This is a genomic window from Martelella limonii, assembly GCF_013344475.1.
Taxonomy (GTDB): domain Bacteria; phylum Pseudomonadota; class Alphaproteobacteria; order Rhizobiales; family Rhizobiaceae; genus Martelella; species Martelella limonii.
Window position 1 is genome coordinate 311,108 of sequence record NZ_JABUOU010000003.1, and the last position, 18,058, is coordinate 329,165.

Genomic DNA, 18,058 nt, shown 5'->3' on the forward strand with positions numbered 1-18,058 from the left:
CATGAATTAGTTCACTGAAAAAGGGGCGGCGGGAGGAACAAAAAGCGAACGAACGACTATTCATCCGAGTCAAAATGTGCCAGTCTGTCAAAAAATAACACAGAAAGGCGCGATTCGTGACACGTGAGCTGACCGGAAAAACGGAATTCACAAGGCTTCGGGAACAGGCCGGGCTGACGCTGGAGGAAGCCGCGCGTGTTGTCCGCGTTTCCGGTCGTACAGCCTATCGCTATGAAAGCGGTGACTCTTCCCCCTCGCCCCTCGCCCTCGAAATCCTTGAACTGATGGCGCGCAGTCACCAGCGGGAGCAGCCGTCAGCCGGGTTCCGCTTTGTTGACCTGTTCGCCGGCATCGGTGGACTGCGGATCGGCTTCGAGAAGCTCGGGGGCAAGTGCGTGTTCACCAGCGAATGGGACAAGTACGCCCAGCAAACCTATCGCAAGAACTTTCCGGAAGATCCCGAGCATGTGTTTGCCGGAGATATCCGGGAATACACGAAAGATGTCGGCGCACTGGCGGGCATACCGGCGCATGACGTGTTGCTGGCGGGATTTCCCTGCCAGCCTTTCTCGATCGCGGGCGTCTCGAAAAAGAACTCGCTGGGGCGTCCGCACGGTTTTCTGGATGCGACGCAAGGCACCCTGTTTTTCGATGTCGCCCAGATTATCAAGTTTCACCGGCCGAAGGCCTTTTTGCTGGAAAATGTGAAAAACCTGCGCAGCCATGACGGTGGCAACACGTTCCGGACCATCATGAACGTGCTGGAAAACGAGCTCGGCTACAAGGTTGAAACACGGGTCATGAGTGCCCGTCCCTGGGTGCCCCAGGGACGCGAGCGCATCTTTATTGCCGGTTTTCTGGACCATGGCGTCGGCTTTTCGTTTGATGATGTCGTCATCCCCGAGGGGCCTGCACCGGTGCTGGGATCGGTGCTGTTGCCAAGGGTCGACGAAAAATACACGCTGACACCGAAGCTCTGGCAGTATCTGCAGGACTATCGCAAGAAACATGAATCCAAGGGCAACGGGTTCGGTTATGGTCTGTGCGGGCCGAACGATGTCGCGCGCACCCTGTCCGCCCGTTATTACAAGGACGGCTCCGAAATCCTCGTTGACCAGGGCCCCAGCAAGCGCCCCCGCAGGCTGACGCCGAAGGAATGCGCCCGGCTGATGGGATTTGAACGCGGCAACCGGGTATGGGACATACCGGTATCGGATACACAGGCCTACAAACAGTTCGGCAACGCCGTTGTCGTGCCGGTTGTCGAGGCCGTGGCGCAGGCCATGGAGCCATGGTTACCCCGCGCGCAGGGTGGTGACGTCATTCCGCTTTCAGCTTCAACACCGCAAGAGCCGGAAGTCGCTGCCGCGCATGGTTGATACTGTTTCGCCCGAGGTCAGAAGCCGGATGATGTCCGGCATCAGGGGCAAGGACACCAAACCGGAAATCGTAATCCGCAAGGCCCTGCACGCGGCAGGGTTCCGCTATCGTCTGCATGACCGGCGGCTGCCGGGCAAGCCCGATATGGTGTTTCCGAAATACCGGGCCGTTTTGTTCATTCACGGTTGCTTCTGGCACGGACATGACTGCCACCTGTTCCGTCTGCCCTCAACCCGCCCGGAATTCTGGAAATCCAAGATCGAGGGGAATGTCGTGCGCGATTGCGCCGCGACCGAACAGTTGCAAACGGCGGGCTGGCGCGTGGGAACAGTATGGGAATGTGCGCTGAAGGGTCGGGAAAAGCTGGAATTCGCAGCGGTTGCGGGGCAACTGGCTGACTGGCTTCGCTCGGACGGGAGCGCGATTGAATTACGGGGGGCGGCATGATCGGCAAGGGTTATCTGTCAGACTACTTCGAGGGAGCTGCGGTGAAGCGGCTCAGTGCGGTCGAGACCTCTCCGGACAGCTCGAACCAGCACGAGTTCAACGCGACAAAGGCTTTGCGCCGGATTTTCGGTGAAGATGACCGGAGAGGAATACCAACACGTTTTGTATGGCTCGGCGGCGAACAGGAAGGCGTATCGGCCGAAGGCATTATCAGCTGGTACGACGCGCGACGCCAGCATCCAACGCGAACGGAATATCGGTTGTATTACCCCGGCAACGAGGTCACCGCGCTTATGGAGGCCGGGGATACCTTCTTTCTGGCTACCCGCCGCGATGGCACGGCGATGGTGATAATTACACCGTCCGGGAGTACCGTGCAGAACCAGCTGCTATGGCTGTTCGGAATGGAATCTCAGCCCGACCTGCATTTCGAGGTACAGGAAATATCGGGCAATCAGGATGCCGAGCTGGACTTCACAGTCAGATACATCCTGGATGAACTCGGTATCGAGCCTGAAGAGCCTGAAGCCGATGCCCTTGATGCTCTGATCGAACGCTTTGGCATGAAATTTCCGACCACGCGGGAATTCTCCGCGCTGGCACGAACCTCCCTGCCGGATGTGACTGCCGGACACGATAGCCCTGACAGCGTGTTGATGGCGTGGCTGGAGCGTGAGGAACTGCTTTTCCGGCGTCTGGAGCGCCATATTGTGTCCGATCGTCTGGTGAATGGTTTCATGGCGGGAAGCGAGGCGGATGTTGACGGATTTCTGGCGTTTTCGCTCAGTGTCCAGAACCGGCGCAAGGCGCGCGCCGGACAGTCACTGGAAAATCACTTGGAAGCGTTGTTTCAGGCTCACGGTATCCGGTACGTGCGCGGGGCCGAGACAGAGAACCGGCACAAACCTGATTTTCTGTTTCCCGGAATCGCCGAATACCGCGATGCCGCCTTCCCATCGCAAAGACTCACTATGTTGGGGGCAAAATCAACTCTCAAAGACCGATGGCGGCAGGTACTGACCGAAGCCGAACGTATTCCGAAAAAGCACCTGCTGACTCTGGAGCCCGCAATCTCCGAGCACCAGACCGACCAGATGCAGCAGGCAAACCTTTGGCTTGTTCTTCCTGAAAGGTTGCATGCAACTTATCGACCTGCGCAGCAAGCCCGGTTGCTCTCGATGAAAAACTTCTTCGAGCTGGCGCTTCGGAAGCAAAACATTTCTTGATCGAATTGCCATCAATAAGTGGCTCTTAGCCGAAAGCATCAGGATCAAGATTGGGTTGGCTGGTTCGGCTGATATAGGCACCAAACCTTTGAACCAAATTGGAAAGGAATGGGGAGGAAACAGAAGCTTTTTGTTTCAAAAGCATTCCGGTGCTGTTCAGTTCATTCAGAGATACCGCCCCCAGCATATCGGACTTAACAATAATTGGCTTGGTTTCGCTTGCCAGCCATTATTTCTACAATCGACGGCGGAGCTGGGCCATTCTACCTTGCCATCAGTGCAATAAATTCCTCCGTCGCCTTATAGCTCCCTGATAGACCAAACTGAGCTATGGTTCGCCCCGCAAAATCCTCAACCCTCAGACGGTGGCCATAGATGAAACCATTCATGAAGCTAACGCTTTCCTTATCGCCCGGAAAATCCCAACTGTAGCCTATCGCTTCCAAGTCAGCACGCACCCAAATTTCAAAGGTCCCGGCGGCACCAAACTCGTTCGCGTCACGTTCGAACACGAACCGCAAGTCGGTTTTCCCCGGTGAGAAAGTTCGGTTGCTCCAGATTATTTCGCCAAATGTCTGATTTTTCCCCGGATAGTGGACGATGCGAAAAACCGGATCAAGATCTCGACTCTCCAATGCATAGAAGGGTTGAGCAGTGTGAGTGTTCAGGAAGGTACCCACGAGCCAGTCATCATAAAGCGTACTTTCCACCACCTGCAGATGTGAAAGGGTAACTTCGCCTTGGCGGCGGGTAACACCAAGCCTATCGATTTCCTCCGGCGTGAAAACATACATCTCCTCGGGCGGCGTACGCAGCATTACGGCCACGAGTTCGTCGGGTGTCCCGTAAGATGAAAGCGCCGCAAAAATGTCGGCGACCACGGCTTGGGTTAGCGAGTTGTTCTGCTCGCCCGGTCGAATTTGGTGAACGCCCAAAAGCCCATCGGCAAGCCTCATTTCACCCGCAAGAAATATCAAAGAACAAGCCGAGTAGCATTTAGCACCGGGCATGACCCAAGTGTTGATTCCCAATTTATGGATTCGGTCAGCGATGCCAAGAGCAGCGTAGACCTGCCCGCCGCCGCTGTCGAGTTCCACTGTTCGGATACGTTCCTGATCCAGCAGGCGATAGAAGCTTTCCTCGGTCGCGTCTGTAATGGTGCCAGTGATACGGACAGTGCCCTGCCCGGCAAACTCGACCTCGGCCGCGCCCACACCCGTCGACAAAGCGAAACCTACCACACACGCGAAAATGAACCGCTGAACCGATCTCTTGCTTCGAAGCACTGACTCCACCTCTTTTGACCTCGACATCTAGTTCAGCCGCTCCAAGCCACTGGGTCAATTTAGGCGCTTATCAACTTGCCATTGGATTAAGACCCAGCTTTTCTTGATAGATCGGGCTGGCATGGGAAACAACTGCATCGATAACCACAGGGGCCTTTGACCCCGTCAGAAGCAGCATTTTGCCCGCCTTAAGTTCCAATATCTGATCAGCCGTCATGAGCTTTTGGCGGCTTTCGCTGGTGGTGATGCGCGGATTTTGGCCGAGCTTGACGGCGGGCTGCCGGCTGCGGGTCAAAACAGTCTGATCGCCAAGCGCATTGGCGGCCCAGCTCGCGGTTTCGTATTCAGCGCGACCAAGGCCGAATATGCGCGTGGTGACGCATGAGCCGAGGATGCTGGCCGTGTCGCCTCTGCCATAGACGCTTTCGATCTGGCCCTTGTCCTGCGTAATGAACAGCGCCTCAATGCCGCAACCGGCGGCAACATTGGCGATATTGACCAGCTTTTCCATGCGGCCAAGCCTGACAAACTCATCGAGTACGAGCAGCACGTTCTTTTGCGGCCTGTCGGAGCCTTCGAGGCGAACCGCCGTGCCGAGAATGATGTTGGTCATCAGACGCAGGAAGACGGCTTGGGCATCAATCTGATCGAGCGGAACGACGAGGAACAAATCGGCCTCTCCGTGAAAGACATCATCAAGCGAGCAGTTCGAGCCGGACAGGAAAGTGCGCATTTCATCCGAGCGCGCCCATTCGAAGGCTCTGAGGATGGTTGTGCGGATCGCGCCGCGTTCGTTTTCTCCGGCCGCCAGGAACGTTGCGGCAGCCGCCGCAGGACGCTTGCCAACCAATTCGGGATGTTCAGCCCATCTCGAAAGCGACTTTTCGAAGTCTGCCGAGAAAACCATATCGATGACATAGGGCAAATTGCGTTCGTCGGCCTCGCCGTTTTCGACAATCGCCTCCAATATGCCGGCGATCATCGACTTCGCCATTTCCGCAAAGTGTGAGCCGTTGCCATGTTCCGGCCGTACCAGACCTTCGGCGATCACATCGATGTCGCGCACAAGGTGATCCGGGCGGATGTAGTCCAGCGGGTTGAAGCAATCCGTGGAGGCTTCATGCACACCGAAAGGGTTGAGAACGATCACGCGCCGCCCGAGGGACTGGCGATAGCGGCGGGTGATGGCGAAGTTTTCGCCTTTGATGTCGAGGACCGCAACCGGCCCGTCATGATCAATGATCGCCGGAATGACCACGGAGACGCCCTTACCGGCGCGGGTCCCGGCGATGGCCGCATGATGGCCCTGACGCCAGCCCTGCTTGGCATTGGGGCGATATCTGAGGATTGCGCCCTTGTGCAGCCCCAAGGGCAGACCCGTTTCGTTGTGGCGAAGCTGGTTGATTTCCTGCTGGCTCATCCACTGCGCGCGCCATGGGCCCTTCTTCTGAACGCGGTTGTTGGGTTTGGGAAGGACCTTTTCCAGAATGATCACGAGACCGATAACGGGAACCGGCAGGCCAACGGCGAGACTGGTCATCAGCGCAAGCCTTTGCGACTCTGACAAGCCGGTGAAGGCCCTGCCAGCTGCACCAAGGCTTGCGAAGAAGGAAAAGCCTTCCCGCATCCAATCCTGAAACACAAGGCCAGCCGAGAGTGCCAGCGTTGCGGGTGCGACGAGTGCCAGTGCAGACGCAGTAAGGAGGGCAGCCCCAATAGCTAAGCCCGACGCACTGCGGCTGCGTCCCTGAAAATCGCCTGTGAGCAGCTTCAGAGCCAGCGCCACGCCCATCAACGCCAACGCAATCTGGCTGTTGTAATCGATATACGGCCAGACCACAGGGACGAACAGAGCGATTATCAGGGACAGAACAAGCGCCGATAAGGAAAGCACTGCGCGGTAGGTCGGTATCATCCGGTTCATGGCATTGCCTCGGTGTGAAATCAGAGAGTGAGGGGGAAACAGAAAGCGTGGTCATCATCGGGAATGCCCGCGCCCGCCGCTGGGGACGGATCGGTTCGGCCGGTCTATTTTGAGGGCATCGCCGTCATGGCTTCGCCCGCTGTTTCCAGCAGGCGAAAGGCCTCTTCCATCTCGGGCGGGATCAGAGCGCTGCCACCCGAACGCTTCGCGAAGGCGCGAAAGCCGGTCATGAAGCTGGCCTGAGAGGCGATCAGCGACATCATGCAATCGCTCAGCAGCCTTTGCCGTTCCGCGATCAAACCGGTCGAACGCTGTTCCAAGACTTCGAATTGACTGGCTGACTGCTCCAAGGCGCTCGTCAATCGTTCGACGTAGTGCAGAAGCGCGCGCTCCATCGGCGTCAGACGCTCCGAAGAAAGCTTGTCTTCGTCCATCGTCTATCCGGCCTCCACGACCGGCAGGCAGGCTTTCCCTTCGAAGCCAATCCGGCAATCGGTCGGGATCGCCCCGCTCCATGAAAGGTGTGTTTCCGGCACGGCTGTATTGTTCGGAAGGTCCGCGTGCGAGAGGGTCACACTCTGCGCCTTGGTCAAGATGATCCCCGCTGCGATTGCCGCTATGACCGCGCTCGCCGCGATCACGGCCGCGCTGATCGTGTTCGCGGTCAGCAGCACCGGTCGCTTCATCATCCGAAGGCGGGAAAGCTCCCGTTCGGTCTCGCGCCGGATCAGGTACATCTGCTGCGCGTTGTCTTCCACCACTGCGGCCAAATCGCTCGCGATTATAGCGCGCCAGTCGCTCAACACTGCCTCGCAGTCGGTCTTGCAGCTCTTCGAGGGTGAGCCCGTCGAGGCGGCTCCCGCTTCGGCTTGGTGTTGCGCCAGCACCTCTTTCAAGCGCTCGCTCAAGGGTTTTCTGTCGGGTCCAGTCTTCATGGAAAAAATCTCCTTTGAGCCGCCAGCGTTCATCCGTTTGCGGGTCGCGGACGGTGATGTAGTTTTTGCCTTGTCGGGGAAGATCGAAGCCCGCGCCCTCAAGCGCGGACATTATGCTTGGGCGATCGTGGATAGAACCGGCTTCAACCCGGTCGACGATCCAGTCATGGATCAATGTGCGCGCCTCGCCCCGGCGCACGCTTTCAATCAGGCTGACGGTTTCCCGAGCCCGTTCCGGCGCAAGCGGATCGCTCCAGCCGAATTCCTTGTTCAGCACATCACGCAGGGCGTCGTAGTGCTTGCGATAGCCAGGGGGCGCGATATTGAGGCTGCGCCCGCTCTCAAGCTCCATGCGCGGCGTGACGAAGTGCAGTTCGACACGCTGCTCATGGGTATGGCGCACCCAGAGAATATCGCGCCGGTCGGCCTCAAGCCCGGCAAAGGCCAGACGCTCGAAAGCCTCGATCACTGACCGCTGTTGCTCATCACTCGGGGCATCTTCCGCCGTGAAGGCAATCACGCCAGCGCGGTAGGACCATTGATGCGGGCAGGCATCAATCAGGCCGCGTGTCAGATCGGGATTGCCTTGCAGCACTTCCGGCAACGGATCGCGGGCGAGCATGTGCACCGCGCCTGACGCATCACGGATGGCGTTGCGGTTCTCGTCATAGGCGACGACCTCGCGGTCGATAAGATAGTTGACCGGTCCTGCACCACCGCCCTGACCGTTGCGAAAGAACTTGATCAGCATGGCCGGTCACCCTTGCGGGCATTCTGAGCCAAGGCCTCCGACAATGCGCGCTCAACGCCGACGAGACCGGCGGCAACGGCAATCGCATCAATGCGGGCAACGTCGCCGCGTGCTTCGGCGGTGTTCAACCATCGGGCAATCTGATTGAGATTGCCGCCGATGCGCGACAGGGCAGCAAGAAGCTCGGGAGCCGCAGCGGGTACAGGACGGCGGCGACTCGCTGAAACGAGGCCGAGCGTTTCCCGCAAGAGCATCGCTGCGGAGACATTCGACGCATCGGCCTTGGCGCGAAGCTTGACCTTTTCCTGCGCCGTGCAGCGAAACACAAAGGTCTCGGTGAGCGGTTCTTTTGCACGGCTACGGCCTGCGCCGGTGGGGTTCGAAGGGGAGGCTCGCCGCCCCTCGCAAGGCTCCCGGTCAGAAGCGCCAGCGTATGACAGGGGTCGCCTTGCTGTCTTCACATCGCCAGCGCTCATGACACACCTCCAGCGCTGGAACTTGGTCTGATGGCATTGGAGCTTTTGCTGATTCTCTCGCGGAAGAACTGGAGGCAGGCCTCCTCCTCGGGACTATCTTCGCTCGGCGGCCAGTAGCTCGGCAGACGGTATCCGCCGCGGCCGGAGTTCTTCGTCTCAATACCGAATGCAGCGAGAGGCGGCATCCGATGTTTGGCAAGCCAAGCCAGCCAGCGATCAACCTGTGACGTCTGACCAGCCATCAAGAAAACAAGCGGCATTGATTGGTGAGAGCCAGACGGTTGGCCTGTCCCTCGCGCGTTAGGTTTTTTATTTATTTCTTTCTCTGGATTCAGCGGTCGTTTTTGTCCCCCTTCCAGAGACATATCTGACTGTCTTTCTGGACAAATCTGACCGCCTTTTTTCGGGTAAAGGCGGACAATCTTGTCTGTCTTTTCACGGGATTCCGATGCGCGTAAAATAGACGATGCTGAAGGGCGATATTCCGTATTGTGCCCGACACCGTTTCCGCGCCGAACATCAAACCAGTCTGTGGCTTCGAGTTCGCGAATGGCGCGCTGAATGGTCTTGACGCTCTTGCCGGTTGCGTCGGCAATCGTTTGATAGGACGGCCACGCCTTCTCGGTGTGGCCGTTCAAATGTGTGGTAATGATATAGAGCGCTACGCATTTGGCGTTGTCACTCAGCTCCGCGTCACAGCTCAGCTGCTGCAGCCACTGCAATTTCACTTCTCGGAATGGTCGAGAGACAGTCATGTGCGCCTCCTGCGGCTCATCGCGAAGGAGGTATTCTCAGCCTTGAAGATCGGAAAAAGTGGGACAGGGGCGTTCGTAAGCCATTGAAATGCATAAGGAGGCAGAACCGTCTCACTTATAGACAAGTCATTGTTTTTGCTTGTTTTAGGTAGGCCCTCCAGGCCCACCATTTCTGTCCATCGCCACATATATCGTCCGACACGGAAACGCCGACTTTGCGACAAAAGTCGGTTTTTGTGCAGACACCGACGGCGGGCCTTGGAGGCCTCGTCGTCTTCAATCGGCTTGCTGCCGATGTCGACCATTCCCCATGGATTGAAAAATGGATGCCGGTAAGCCCCAGCTGGAGAACGTTGACGCTATAACACCGACAAGCCGGCTTCATCTGCCTCTGTCAGACCCAGCAGCAAAACATCCGCTTGTGCACCGGCTCATATCGCCACAATGTTTCGCTCATCAGCCTGCCTGCGGCCCGCTGATCCATTCTCCGCCCCTCTCCGGAAGGAACGGTGAACGCCGACGCTACCCCACGCCATGGGACACGATCTGTTTGTTGCCATGGCGATCGACGTCGTGTTCGCAATATCTGAATGATACGCGCCGCCTATCCGATTGTTCCATCGAACGAGGCGGGTTCACAAAACGCTTAGAAAAGATTGCCAACCAATTTTATCTAATATATTAGATAAGAAATATCATTGCTATCGCCGACTGAATATGAAGGACTTTACATGACTGCCGGTCAAACGCCCTGCGGCTGCGGATGTGGCTCGCGCCATCGCGCCATTGATATCCACGCGCATTATTTTCCGCAGAGCTACCTCGATGCCGCAGCCGGAGCAGGAGCGGAAGTCTTTGAATTCCATGGCCACCCGGCCGTCAAGGTTGGCCCGCTTTTCACCGGTCCGATTGCACCCCGATTTATCGATCTCGATATGCGCCTCGCCGACATGGAGAAAAGCGGTGTCGAAAAACAGGTTCTGTCCTTGACCCAGCCGATGGTCTACTGGGCTGACGAGCAGACGGCCGACCGGTTGGCGCAAACCTTCAACGACGCGCTTGCTGCAGCGCATGAGCATGCGCCAGAGAAGCTTTTCGGCTTCGCGACCCTTGCCATGCAGCATCCCGAAAGGGCTATCGCCGAAGCGCGGCGCGTGGCAGGCATTCCCGGCATCAAGGGCGTCTATCTCGGCACGGCAATCAATGATGACGATCTCGGCGACAAGAAGTTCTGGCCGGTCTATGCCGTTCTTGAGGAGCTTGGCCTGCCAATATTCCTGCATCCGCTGAAGGTGCTCGGCATGAGCGATCGCCTCAGCAAGTATTTCCTTTCAAACCTTCTCGGCAACCCGTTCGACACGGCGGTAGCCGCCGCACATCTGATCTTTTCCGGGGTGCTAGATGCGTTCCCGAAGCTCGAAGTCGCTTTACCCCATGGCGGCGGAGCACTTCCATTCCTGCTCGGCCGGATTTCGCACGGCTGGTCGGTGCGACCCGAATGTGTCCACCTTGAAACTGATCCGCGCCAGTATGCCGGCCGCTTCTTCTACGACACCATCACGCATGACGCACAATCGCTCGCCTTTCTGGTGGAACAAGTCGGCTCCGACCGCATCATGCTTGGAAGTGACTATTGTTTCGACATGGGGCTCGAGCAGCCGCGCACGCCCGTCGAAAAGCTTGCCACGCTCGGAGACGACGACAAGGCACGCATCCTCAACGGCAATGCGGCAAACCTGCTCCGCCTGTGAAACCGACCCCTCCCAAACCATGGCGCACCTGACATGAAGATCGAAGAGGCAGTCGAGGTTCGCGGATATACGGGGCACATTGCCGGAAGCTGTGCTCCGCAGTTCCTGCCCGTATTGGCAGCGTTCCGGAGCAATTTCGAGATGCGTCGGGAAATCGGGGGGGCTGTCACGATCTTTCAGGAGGGCGAAAGGGTCGTTGACCTGTGGGGCGGCTTCGCTGACCTGGAACAACAGAAGACGTGGCAAGCCAACACCGTTTCTGTCCTGTTTTCACTCGCCAAGGGCATGGGCGCACTCTGTATCCATATTCTGGCCGACCGTGGCAAGATTGATCTCGACACGCCGGTTTCACTCTACTGGCCCGAATTCCTCGATGGCGGCTCGGAAAAATCCGGGATCCTGGTCCGGCATATCCTCTCCCATTGCTGCGGAATGGTTTTCAACGATCATTCCTCCGAAGGCGACATCTTCGACTTTCCAGCCATGAGGCGCGCATTGGAGCTTCAGGCACCAGCCTGGCCGCCAGGCGCCCAACCGGCCTATAACACTACCAATTTCGGCTATCTCGTCGGCACGCTGGTCGAGAAGGTTACCGGTCAGAGGATCGACAGGTTTCTTCAGGAAAATGTCTGCGGGCCGCTGGGCGTGGATTATCACATGGGGCTTGCCGAGAGCGATCTCGACCGTGTGGCGACGCTTTATCCGTCTGAAACGCCGAACCTCCAATATCTGCGTGGACAAACCCCTGGCTCGACCATCGGACGGGCCTGGAACGCGATGGCCAAGCCATGGAATGCCGACGCCCTGAACACGCCAAAGGTCAGAACCGCTCTCCTGCCTTCCTTCGGTGGCCACGGCAATGCGCGCGGCCAGGCAACAATCTACGCGGCGCTTGCCAATGGGGGCACGCTCAACGGGGTCCGGCTGCTGTCGTCGGAGGCTGTCCAAAACCTGCACGTTCTGCAATGGGAGACGGACAGGGACGCTATCCTGGAGCGCCCGCTGCGCATGGCGGTCGGGTTCTTCAAGAACAAGCCGGGCTGGGTGCCAATGGGCCCAAATATGAACGCCTACGGCTTTTTCGGCTCAGGCGGAACACTTGCCTTTGCCGATCCCGAAAGAAGGCTTTCCTTCGCTGCCCAGTCAAACTTCCAATGCGGCGGCGAAAGCGTCGGAGAGCGAACCGAGGCGCTCGTTGAGGCAGCTTTCTCCCGGCTCTGAAAATGCCCGGACGCCTGTCGGTGCATTCGCCCGACCGCACCTCATAATGTCGTGCCCCAAGCGGCAGCGTTCGTTCGTCCGAGCCCGTTCACCGAACATTCTGGTCAACCGATTGACAAACAGGAGAATCAAACCGAACAGAGACATCGTTCAGTTTTGCGATATATTGGATATTAGATACTTGATATCAGAATGCATTTGCCGTTAAGTTTTGGATGGCAGCCCATTTCAATCAAATGACAGCCAAATGCGCCAATCTGCCGCGCGCACGAAAAAGGGGAACGAAAAATGTTCGACAAACTGCGTCTTTTCGCGACTGCGGGCGTGATGGCCGCGGGCCTCCTGGCGGGAGCCCCGGCAGCGACAGCCCAGGACTATCCGGATCGCTCCATCGACTGGATCCTCATGTGGTCGCCCGGCGGCGGCGCCGACACTGCGACCCGCATTTTCACAAAATACTATGAAGAGGAACTCGGTCAGCCGATCACCGTCCAGAACGTCACCGGCGCTTCGGGCACAATCGGCTACATGACCGCGCGCGATGCGGATCCCGATGGTTACACGCTGACGACCGCCCTGAGTGATCTGCCCAAATACAAGCCACTCGGCACGCCGGGGATCGAAGTCGACAATTTCGACATTCTCGGCAGTTTTGCCGTGGAAGCGCCTGTTCTTGTGGCCCCTGCCGACAGCGAAATCGAAACGCTTGATGACTTCATCCGCCTTTCGAAGGAAAACCCCGATGGCCTCTCCATCGGTGTCACCAATATCGGCGGCATCCATCACCAGCCGCTTGTTCTTCTGGCTGAGGCCGCCGACATCAGAATCAATGTCGTCGCCCATGAGGGCACGCCTCAGGTCAATGCGGCTCTCCTCGGCGGCCACATCGACCTGATCTCCAGTTTCGCCAAGCAGTCTCTTGCCCACGTCCAGTCCGGAGACATGCGCTATATCGCCTATTTTGGTGCAACCCGGACGAAGGCCTTGCCCGATGTGCCGACTGCCAGGGAGCTTGGCTATGATATCGTCTGGGAGCACTCCTATGGCGTGGCGACACCGAAGGGGGCGCCTGAGGAGGTGAAGGCGAGATTGACAGCAGCGCTTGAAACCGTCCGCGAAAACACGGATTTCCAGGCCGAGCTGGACACCGTCGGACTGTCACTGCACAGCGTCGGTCCCGAAGACTATCGGGAGGAACTGCTCGAGACCAGCAGACAGATGGAGCATGTCGTCGAGCTGATGCGGCAGCAATAATCGGAAAGCCGGCCCCTCCCCCGGGGCCGGTTTCGCCAATCCTCCTTTGCTCATAGCCGTTTCAGGATCAAACCATGTTCACTGCAGGCCTTGTCTGCCTTTCCTCTCTGGGTATTGCCGTCGCATTTTTCTGGGGCAGCCTCGGGTTGACCACACTGATGTCTGATCCCGGAGGCCCGGCCATCGTTCCGCGTGTCCTATGCGGGATCATCGGACTTGCAGCACTGGTAGAGGTCGTTCGACTCTATCATGCCCGCCATCAGCACCAGTCCCTTGGACAGACCTTCAGCGACTTCCTTTCGCAGGTGCGCCAGGGCGTTCGTGCTGAATCGTCTTCAACATGGCGCGTCCTCGTCTGCATGATCCTCGCGCTTCTTTATCCCGCGCTCATGCAGCTCACCGGTTTCATCTTTGCGTCCTTCGCTCTGATCGTGGTGATCGGCCGCGTCTGCTCGCTCGGATGGCTTCGCACACTGGCAATAGCGATCGTCATGCCGCTGCTGCTTCAGTTCGCCTTCGGGACCTTGCTTGACGCACGCATTCCCGAAGGCTCGATCTTCGATCTTTCCCAGATCATTCGGATGGGCTGAAAATGGACACGCTTCTCTCGTCTTTCTCTGTGCTTGGCGATCCGCAGAACATGGCGCTGATGGTGATCGCCGTCATGGCAGGCATCATTGTCGGAGCGATCCCCGGGCTGACGCCTGCAATTGCCATCGGCGTCCTGATTCCGTTCACCTTCTCCTTCAACACAGACACGGCCTTTGTCCTGCTCCTCGGGATCTATGTGGGGTCAATGTACGGCGGCTCCGTCCCCGCCATTCTGATGGGCCTGCCCGGCACGCCTTCCGCTGCCGTGACGACAGCCGACGGCTTTCCGCTGACGCGCCAGGGCCGTGCCGGCGAAGCTCTCGGCGTATCGATCCTGTCGGGCACGATCGGCGGCGTGATAAGCTGCGTTCTCCTCGTTTTCCTTTCTCGCGAACTCGCACAGGTCGCCCTGCGGTTCGGTGGTCCGGAATATTTCTCGCTCTGCCTTTTCGCGACCACCGTCGTCTTCGTCTTTTCCTCCCCCTCACTGGCGCGCGGCATCATTGCCGCCTGCCTCGGCCTGTTGCTGTCAACGATCGGGATCGATCCGATCACGCCATTTCCGCGATTCACCTTCGGCATGAGCGAACTGATGATCGGCGTGCCTCTGGTTCCTGCGACGATCGGGCTGTTCTGCGTGGCGGAGGTCTTTCGCATGATTGAATCGCCGGGCGAAACGCCACCGGAACAGAGCCGTTTTTCAGGCATGCGCACAGCATTTCCGCTTCTGCCAAGCCTCGCGCCAACGATTTTCCGGTCCAGCATCATCGGAACGCTGGTCGGCGTCCTCCCCGGCACCGGAGCAACCGTTGCCTCCTATCTGAGCTACAATGCCCAACGCAGCCTGTCGAAGGAGCGGGAACGGTTCGGCAATGGATCGGAAGAGGGCGTGGCCGCTTCGGAATCGGCCAATAACGCCTCAACCGGGGGCACGATGATACCGCTGCTCGCGTTGGGCATTCCAGGCGACATCAACACGCTGCTCCTGCTCGGCGCCATGTTTGTGCATGGCCTTATCCCCGGGCCAGGCCTGTTTACCGATCACGCCGACCTCGTCTACGTCATCTTTGGCACGATGATCCTGTCCAATCTGCTGATCTTTGTTCTTGGCATGATGTTCACGCGCTGGGTCGCCGCGATAGCAGCCATCAGGAAGCGATACCTGATCCCGGTCATCCTTATCATCTCCATCACCGGGCCGGCGATCTCCTATGGTCACGTCTATTACTTCTGGCTCACCATCATCTTCGGTATCATCGGCTATCTCTGCCAGCGTGGAGGATTTCCGGTTCTGGCTGTTGCCATGGGCCTCATCCTGGGGCCGATCATGGAGACCAATTTCAGGTCGTCGCTCATGCTGCCGGGAGCCGATCTGGGCATGTTCTTCTCGCGCCCGATCTCGGGCGGCTTCCTTGTCCTGACGCTCGCTATCCTGGCTTACGCCGTCTGGCGGGAGGTCAAGCTGTTCCGCCAGACACGGACGCCGGCAAGCGCTGAAAGCACATAGGTCCAGCAGAAGCGGCACCGGGAGATACGCTCGGTCGCCGCAGGTTACACCATCACTTTTGCCCGGCTGGCTCGCAATACCCGATGAAGCCGGATTTTCTAAAAGGAGTTAAGCCCATGGCCACCGTCGCGGAATGGTTTTTAAGAGGTCTGATCGAACAGGGCTGCGATGCCATCTTTATTAATCCGGGCACAGATACCCCACCGCTGCAGGAAGCCTGGGCGAGGCTGAAACAGGAGGGTGTAGCCGTGCCGAAACTCGTGCTCTGCCCACATGAGATTGTCGCGGTGACCGCCGCTCAGGGCTACTATCTCGCAACAGGTCGGGCCCAGGTGGCTTTTGTCCATGTCGACGTGGGCACCGCCAATGCTACGGGCGGTCTCAATGATGCCCGAGCGAGCCGCATTCCGCTGGTTCTCTGCGCCGGAATGAGCCCGCTTTCTCTGGACACGACCGTCCCCGGCGCCCGGGCCAAATTCATCAACTGGCTTCAGGATGTGCCGGACCAGGGTGCGCTCGTGCGCAACTATGTGAAATGGCAGCAGGTTGTTGCCCATGCTTCGGCGGTTGGCCTCGCAGTCGATCGTGCGTTTCAGATGGCCAACAGCGAGCCCGAGGGCCCGGTCTATCTGGCTTTTCCACGCGAAACACTGATGGAAGAGACACCGAAGCAGCTCCAGCTCGGCCGAATGCGCAGCCGTCCTGTACGCCTTCCCGGCCTCGATGAGGAGGCTGCAGAAGCACTGGTGCGACGCCTGCTGGAGGCAGAGTTTCCGCTTCTCGTGACCGGATACGGCGGCCGGACCCGCGCGCACCGCGACGCGATCGTTGCCTTCGCCGAGGTGCTGAACCTGCCGATTACCGAATATCGCGGCAGGTTCAATGCCTCGCTCGAACATCCATTGCATCTCGGCTTCAACCCGGAAAGATGGGTCGGCGAGGCCGATGCCATTCTGGTGCTCGACCACGACGTCCCCTTCGTTCCGGCTGACAGGCCGTTGCGCGACGACCTGCACATCACCCATATGGGTCCGGATCCGATCCAGCAAAACCTGGTGACCTGGGGCTTTCCCGCCGACGAGGTTCTCGCCTGCAACACGCTTGCCGGCCTGAGATCACTGATGAAGGCCGCCGATCGGATCCTGCCGTCACTCTCCACCGAGGCGCGCCAGCGACTTGAAACACGCAAAAGGTCAACCGCTGAACGCCACAACAGCCTGATGCAGGCGCTTGAAGCGCGTGAGGCAAGCCCCGGCACCAACGCGATCACACCCTTCATGGTCGGGCGCGCATTGTCTAAGCTCTGCCCGGATGCTCAGCTTTACGAGGAGGCGGTAACCTCAGGCAATCCGCTGGCGCTTGGCTTCAGGCCGAGCGAGGAAGGTAGCTATATGCGCAATGGCGGGTCGTTCCTCGGCTGGGGTCTCGGCGCTTCGCTTGGCGCCAAGCTTGCTGATCCGGAAAAGACCGTCGTTTGCGTCACGGGGGACGGTTCGTTCATGTTCGGTGTGCCGAGTGCGGCGCTGTGGATGGCGAAGACGCAAGGCATCGCCGTGCTTTTCGTCATCGTCAACAATGCCTGCTATAACTCGGTGCGACTGGCAACACGCGACAGCTTCCCAGAAGGCATTCAGGCGACGGAAGGCTATGTGGGCGTCGATCTCACGGATCCACCAGCCTTCGAGAAGATCGCCGAAGCCTGTGGTGCATGGGGCGGACGCGTGGAGACCCATGACCAGCTGGAACCGGTGCTTGCAGCAGCGCTCGAGGCTGTGAATGGCGGCGTGAGCGCCGTCGTCAACATAACGATTCAGGCGTCGGAAAAGCCGCTCTGAGCACATTCCGCCAGAGCGAAAAAAGCCGGCCGCGAAAGCGAGCCGGCTTTTTTGCTTCAAGTCGATGGGATCTCAGCCGGCGAGATGTCCGAGCGCTTCATCTCCGCTCATTACCCAGCCGAATGCCGCCCTGAGGCAGGTCAACGCGGCTTCGTGCAAAACAGGGCCGTCCATTGTGTCCACGCATTCCTCAATGCAGATCGTCGCGTAGTCGAGGACGTTGGCGCGGATCGATGTCGCAAGTACACAGCTCGATGTATTCACCCCGGTCATCAGCAACGTGTTGATCCCATGGCGGCGCAGCGTGAAGTCGAGATCGGTGGCGACGAAGCAATCGTAACGCTTCTTCGTGTCGACGATCATGTCGTCCTTGTGCAGAAGTTCGGGCATGATATTGCAGCCCGGCATGCCGTCAAGATTGTGATGCTCGACATTCTTGCGGGAGGCATTCGGATCGTCGGCGCGCGTGCGCCAGAACGGATTGGAACGGATCTCCGCGACATCGCGATAACGGGTCACGAGATGGACGATCGGAATGCCCGCCGCACGGCACTTATCGAAGAAGATCCGGTTGTTCTCAACCACCCGCGCGGCCTTTTCTGCCTCAAGCGGCATGGTCGCGACGCTCGGGTCCAGATGTCCCCGATGCAGGTCGATGGCAATGACGGCTGCCTTGGCAGTGTCGACTCCAAAATCCATGATGTTTCCTTCCTTTCAAG

17 protein-coding genes are annotated in these 18,058 nt (G+C 58.6%); 10 read left to right on the plus strand and 7 right to left on the minus strand.

Annotated features, from left to right (window positions below; genetic code table 11):
- Positions 1 to 116: 116 nt before the first annotated feature.
- Genes dcm through HPQ62_RS09160 form a run of 3 tightly spaced genes read left to right on the plus strand, consistent with a single transcriptional unit; the run spans position 117 to position 3,053 of the window.
- Positions 117 to 1,379 carry a DNA (cytosine-5-)-methyltransferase gene (gene dcm, locus HPQ62_RS09150; protein WP_342343692.1) on the plus strand — a complete coding sequence of 421 codons (1,263 nt, stop codon included), beginning with the start codon at positions 117 to 119 and terminating at the stop codon, positions 1,377 to 1,379.
- Positions 1,372 to 1,827, plus strand: a complete 456-nt coding sequence (locus HPQ62_RS09155; protein WP_174802233.1) for a very short patch repair endonuclease — start codon at positions 1,372 to 1,374, stop codon at positions 1,825 to 1,827. Before dcm ends, HPQ62_RS09155 begins: the two co-directional genes overlap by 8 nt.
- On the plus strand, positions 1,824 to 3,053 hold the full coding sequence (locus HPQ62_RS09160) for a type II restriction endonuclease (RefSeq protein ID WP_194246305.1): 1,230 nt from the start codon (positions 1,824 to 1,826) through the stop codon (positions 3,051 to 3,053). Before HPQ62_RS09155 ends, HPQ62_RS09160 begins: the two co-directional genes overlap by 4 nt.
- A 263-nt stretch (positions 3,054 to 3,316) precedes the next feature.
- Here HPQ62_RS09160 and HPQ62_RS09165 read toward each other — a convergent pair whose 3' ends face one another.
- The 4 genes from HPQ62_RS09165 to HPQ62_RS21055 all read right to left on the minus strand — a co-directional run bounded on the left by HPQ62_RS09165 (position 3,317) and on the right by HPQ62_RS21055 (position 7,198).
- Entirely contained in the window at positions 3,317 to 4,279 is a 963-nt protein-coding gene (locus HPQ62_RS09165; RefSeq protein ID WP_174802234.1) for a COG3904 family protein, read from the minus strand.
- 130 nt (positions 4,280 to 4,409) lie between these two features.
- On the minus strand, positions 4,410 to 5,759 hold the full coding sequence (locus HPQ62_RS09170) for a type IV secretory system conjugative DNA transfer family protein (RefSeq protein ID WP_244629630.1): 1,350 nt from the start codon (positions 5,757 to 5,759) through the stop codon (positions 4,410 to 4,412).
- Between the two features lie 608 nt (positions 5,760 to 6,367).
- The gene (locus tag HPQ62_RS21050) at positions 6,368 to 6,697 is read right to left on the minus strand and encodes a hypothetical protein (RefSeq protein WP_244629617.1); all 330 of its coding nucleotides are present in this window, start codon (positions 6,695 to 6,697) and stop codon (positions 6,368 to 6,370) included.
- 3 nt (positions 6,698 to 6,700) lie between these two features.
- Complete coding sequence (locus tag HPQ62_RS21055) at positions 6,701 to 7,198, minus strand: hypothetical protein (protein WP_244629618.1); 498 nt, start codon at positions 7,196 to 7,198, stop codon at positions 6,701 to 6,703.
- Here HPQ62_RS21055 and HPQ62_RS21060 point away from each other — a divergent pair.
- Complete coding sequence (locus HPQ62_RS21060) at positions 7,197 to 7,670, plus strand: hypothetical protein (RefSeq protein WP_244629619.1); 474 nt, start codon at positions 7,197 to 7,199, stop codon at positions 7,668 to 7,670. The genes HPQ62_RS21055 and HPQ62_RS21060 overlap by 2 nt on opposite strands.
- A gap of 272 nt (positions 7,671 to 7,942) precedes the next feature.
- On the opposite strand, the gene HPQ62_RS21065 is transcribed toward HPQ62_RS21060, so the two are convergent.
- Entirely contained in the window at positions 7,943 to 8,275 is a 333-nt protein-coding gene (locus HPQ62_RS21065; protein ID WP_342343693.1) for a plasmid mobilization protein, read from the minus strand.
- 146 nt (positions 8,276 to 8,421) lie between these two features.
- Positions 8,422 to 9,180 (minus strand): helix-turn-helix domain-containing protein, encoded by a 759-nt coding sequence (locus HPQ62_RS09185; RefSeq protein ID WP_174802237.1) that lies wholly within the window; start codon positions 9,178 to 9,180, stop codon positions 8,422 to 8,424.
- 731 nt (positions 9,181 to 9,911) lie between these two features.
- On the opposite strand from HPQ62_RS09185, the gene HPQ62_RS09190 reads away from it, so the two are divergent.
- The 6 genes from HPQ62_RS09190 (at position 9,912) to HPQ62_RS09215 (ending at position 17,339) form a co-directional block, all read left to right on the plus strand.
- Complete coding sequence (locus HPQ62_RS09190; RefSeq protein ID WP_174802238.1) at positions 9,912 to 10,931, plus strand: amidohydrolase family protein; 1,020 nt, start codon at positions 9,912 to 9,914, stop codon at positions 10,929 to 10,931.
- 33 nt (positions 10,932 to 10,964) lie between these two features.
- Positions 10,965 to 12,152: a serine hydrolase domain-containing protein gene (locus HPQ62_RS09195; protein WP_174802239.1), complete on the plus strand. Its 1,188-nt coding sequence runs from the start codon at positions 10,965 to 10,967 to the stop codon at positions 12,150 to 12,152.
- A gap of 288 nt (positions 12,153 to 12,440) precedes the next feature.
- Positions 12,441 to 13,406 (plus strand): tripartite tricarboxylate transporter substrate binding protein, encoded by a 966-nt coding sequence (locus HPQ62_RS09200; RefSeq protein WP_174802240.1) that lies wholly within the window; start codon positions 12,441 to 12,443, stop codon positions 13,404 to 13,406.
- 74 nt (positions 13,407 to 13,480) lie between these two features.
- On the plus strand, positions 13,481 to 13,996 hold the full coding sequence (locus HPQ62_RS09205; RefSeq protein WP_174802241.1) for a tripartite tricarboxylate transporter TctB family protein: 516 nt from the start codon (positions 13,481 to 13,483) through the stop codon (positions 13,994 to 13,996).
- 2 nt (positions 13,997 to 13,998) lie between these two features.
- Positions 13,999 to 15,504: a tripartite tricarboxylate transporter permease gene (locus HPQ62_RS09210; protein WP_174802242.1), complete on the plus strand. Its 1,506-nt coding sequence runs from the start codon at positions 13,999 to 14,001 to the stop codon at positions 15,502 to 15,504.
- 116 nt (positions 15,505 to 15,620) lie between these two features.
- Positions 15,621 to 17,339 carry a thiamine pyrophosphate-requiring protein gene (locus HPQ62_RS09215; protein ID WP_174802243.1) on the plus strand — a complete coding sequence of 573 codons (1,719 nt, stop codon included), beginning with the start codon at positions 15,621 to 15,623 and terminating at the stop codon, positions 17,337 to 17,339.
- Positions 17,340 to 17,411: 72 nt separating this feature from the next.
- Here HPQ62_RS09215 and HPQ62_RS09220 read toward each other — a convergent pair whose 3' ends face one another.
- Positions 17,412 to 18,038: a cysteine hydrolase family protein gene (locus tag HPQ62_RS09220; protein ID WP_174802244.1), complete on the minus strand. Its 627-nt coding sequence runs from the start codon at positions 18,036 to 18,038 to the stop codon at positions 17,412 to 17,414.
- Positions 18,039 to 18,058 lie beyond the last annotated feature (20 nt).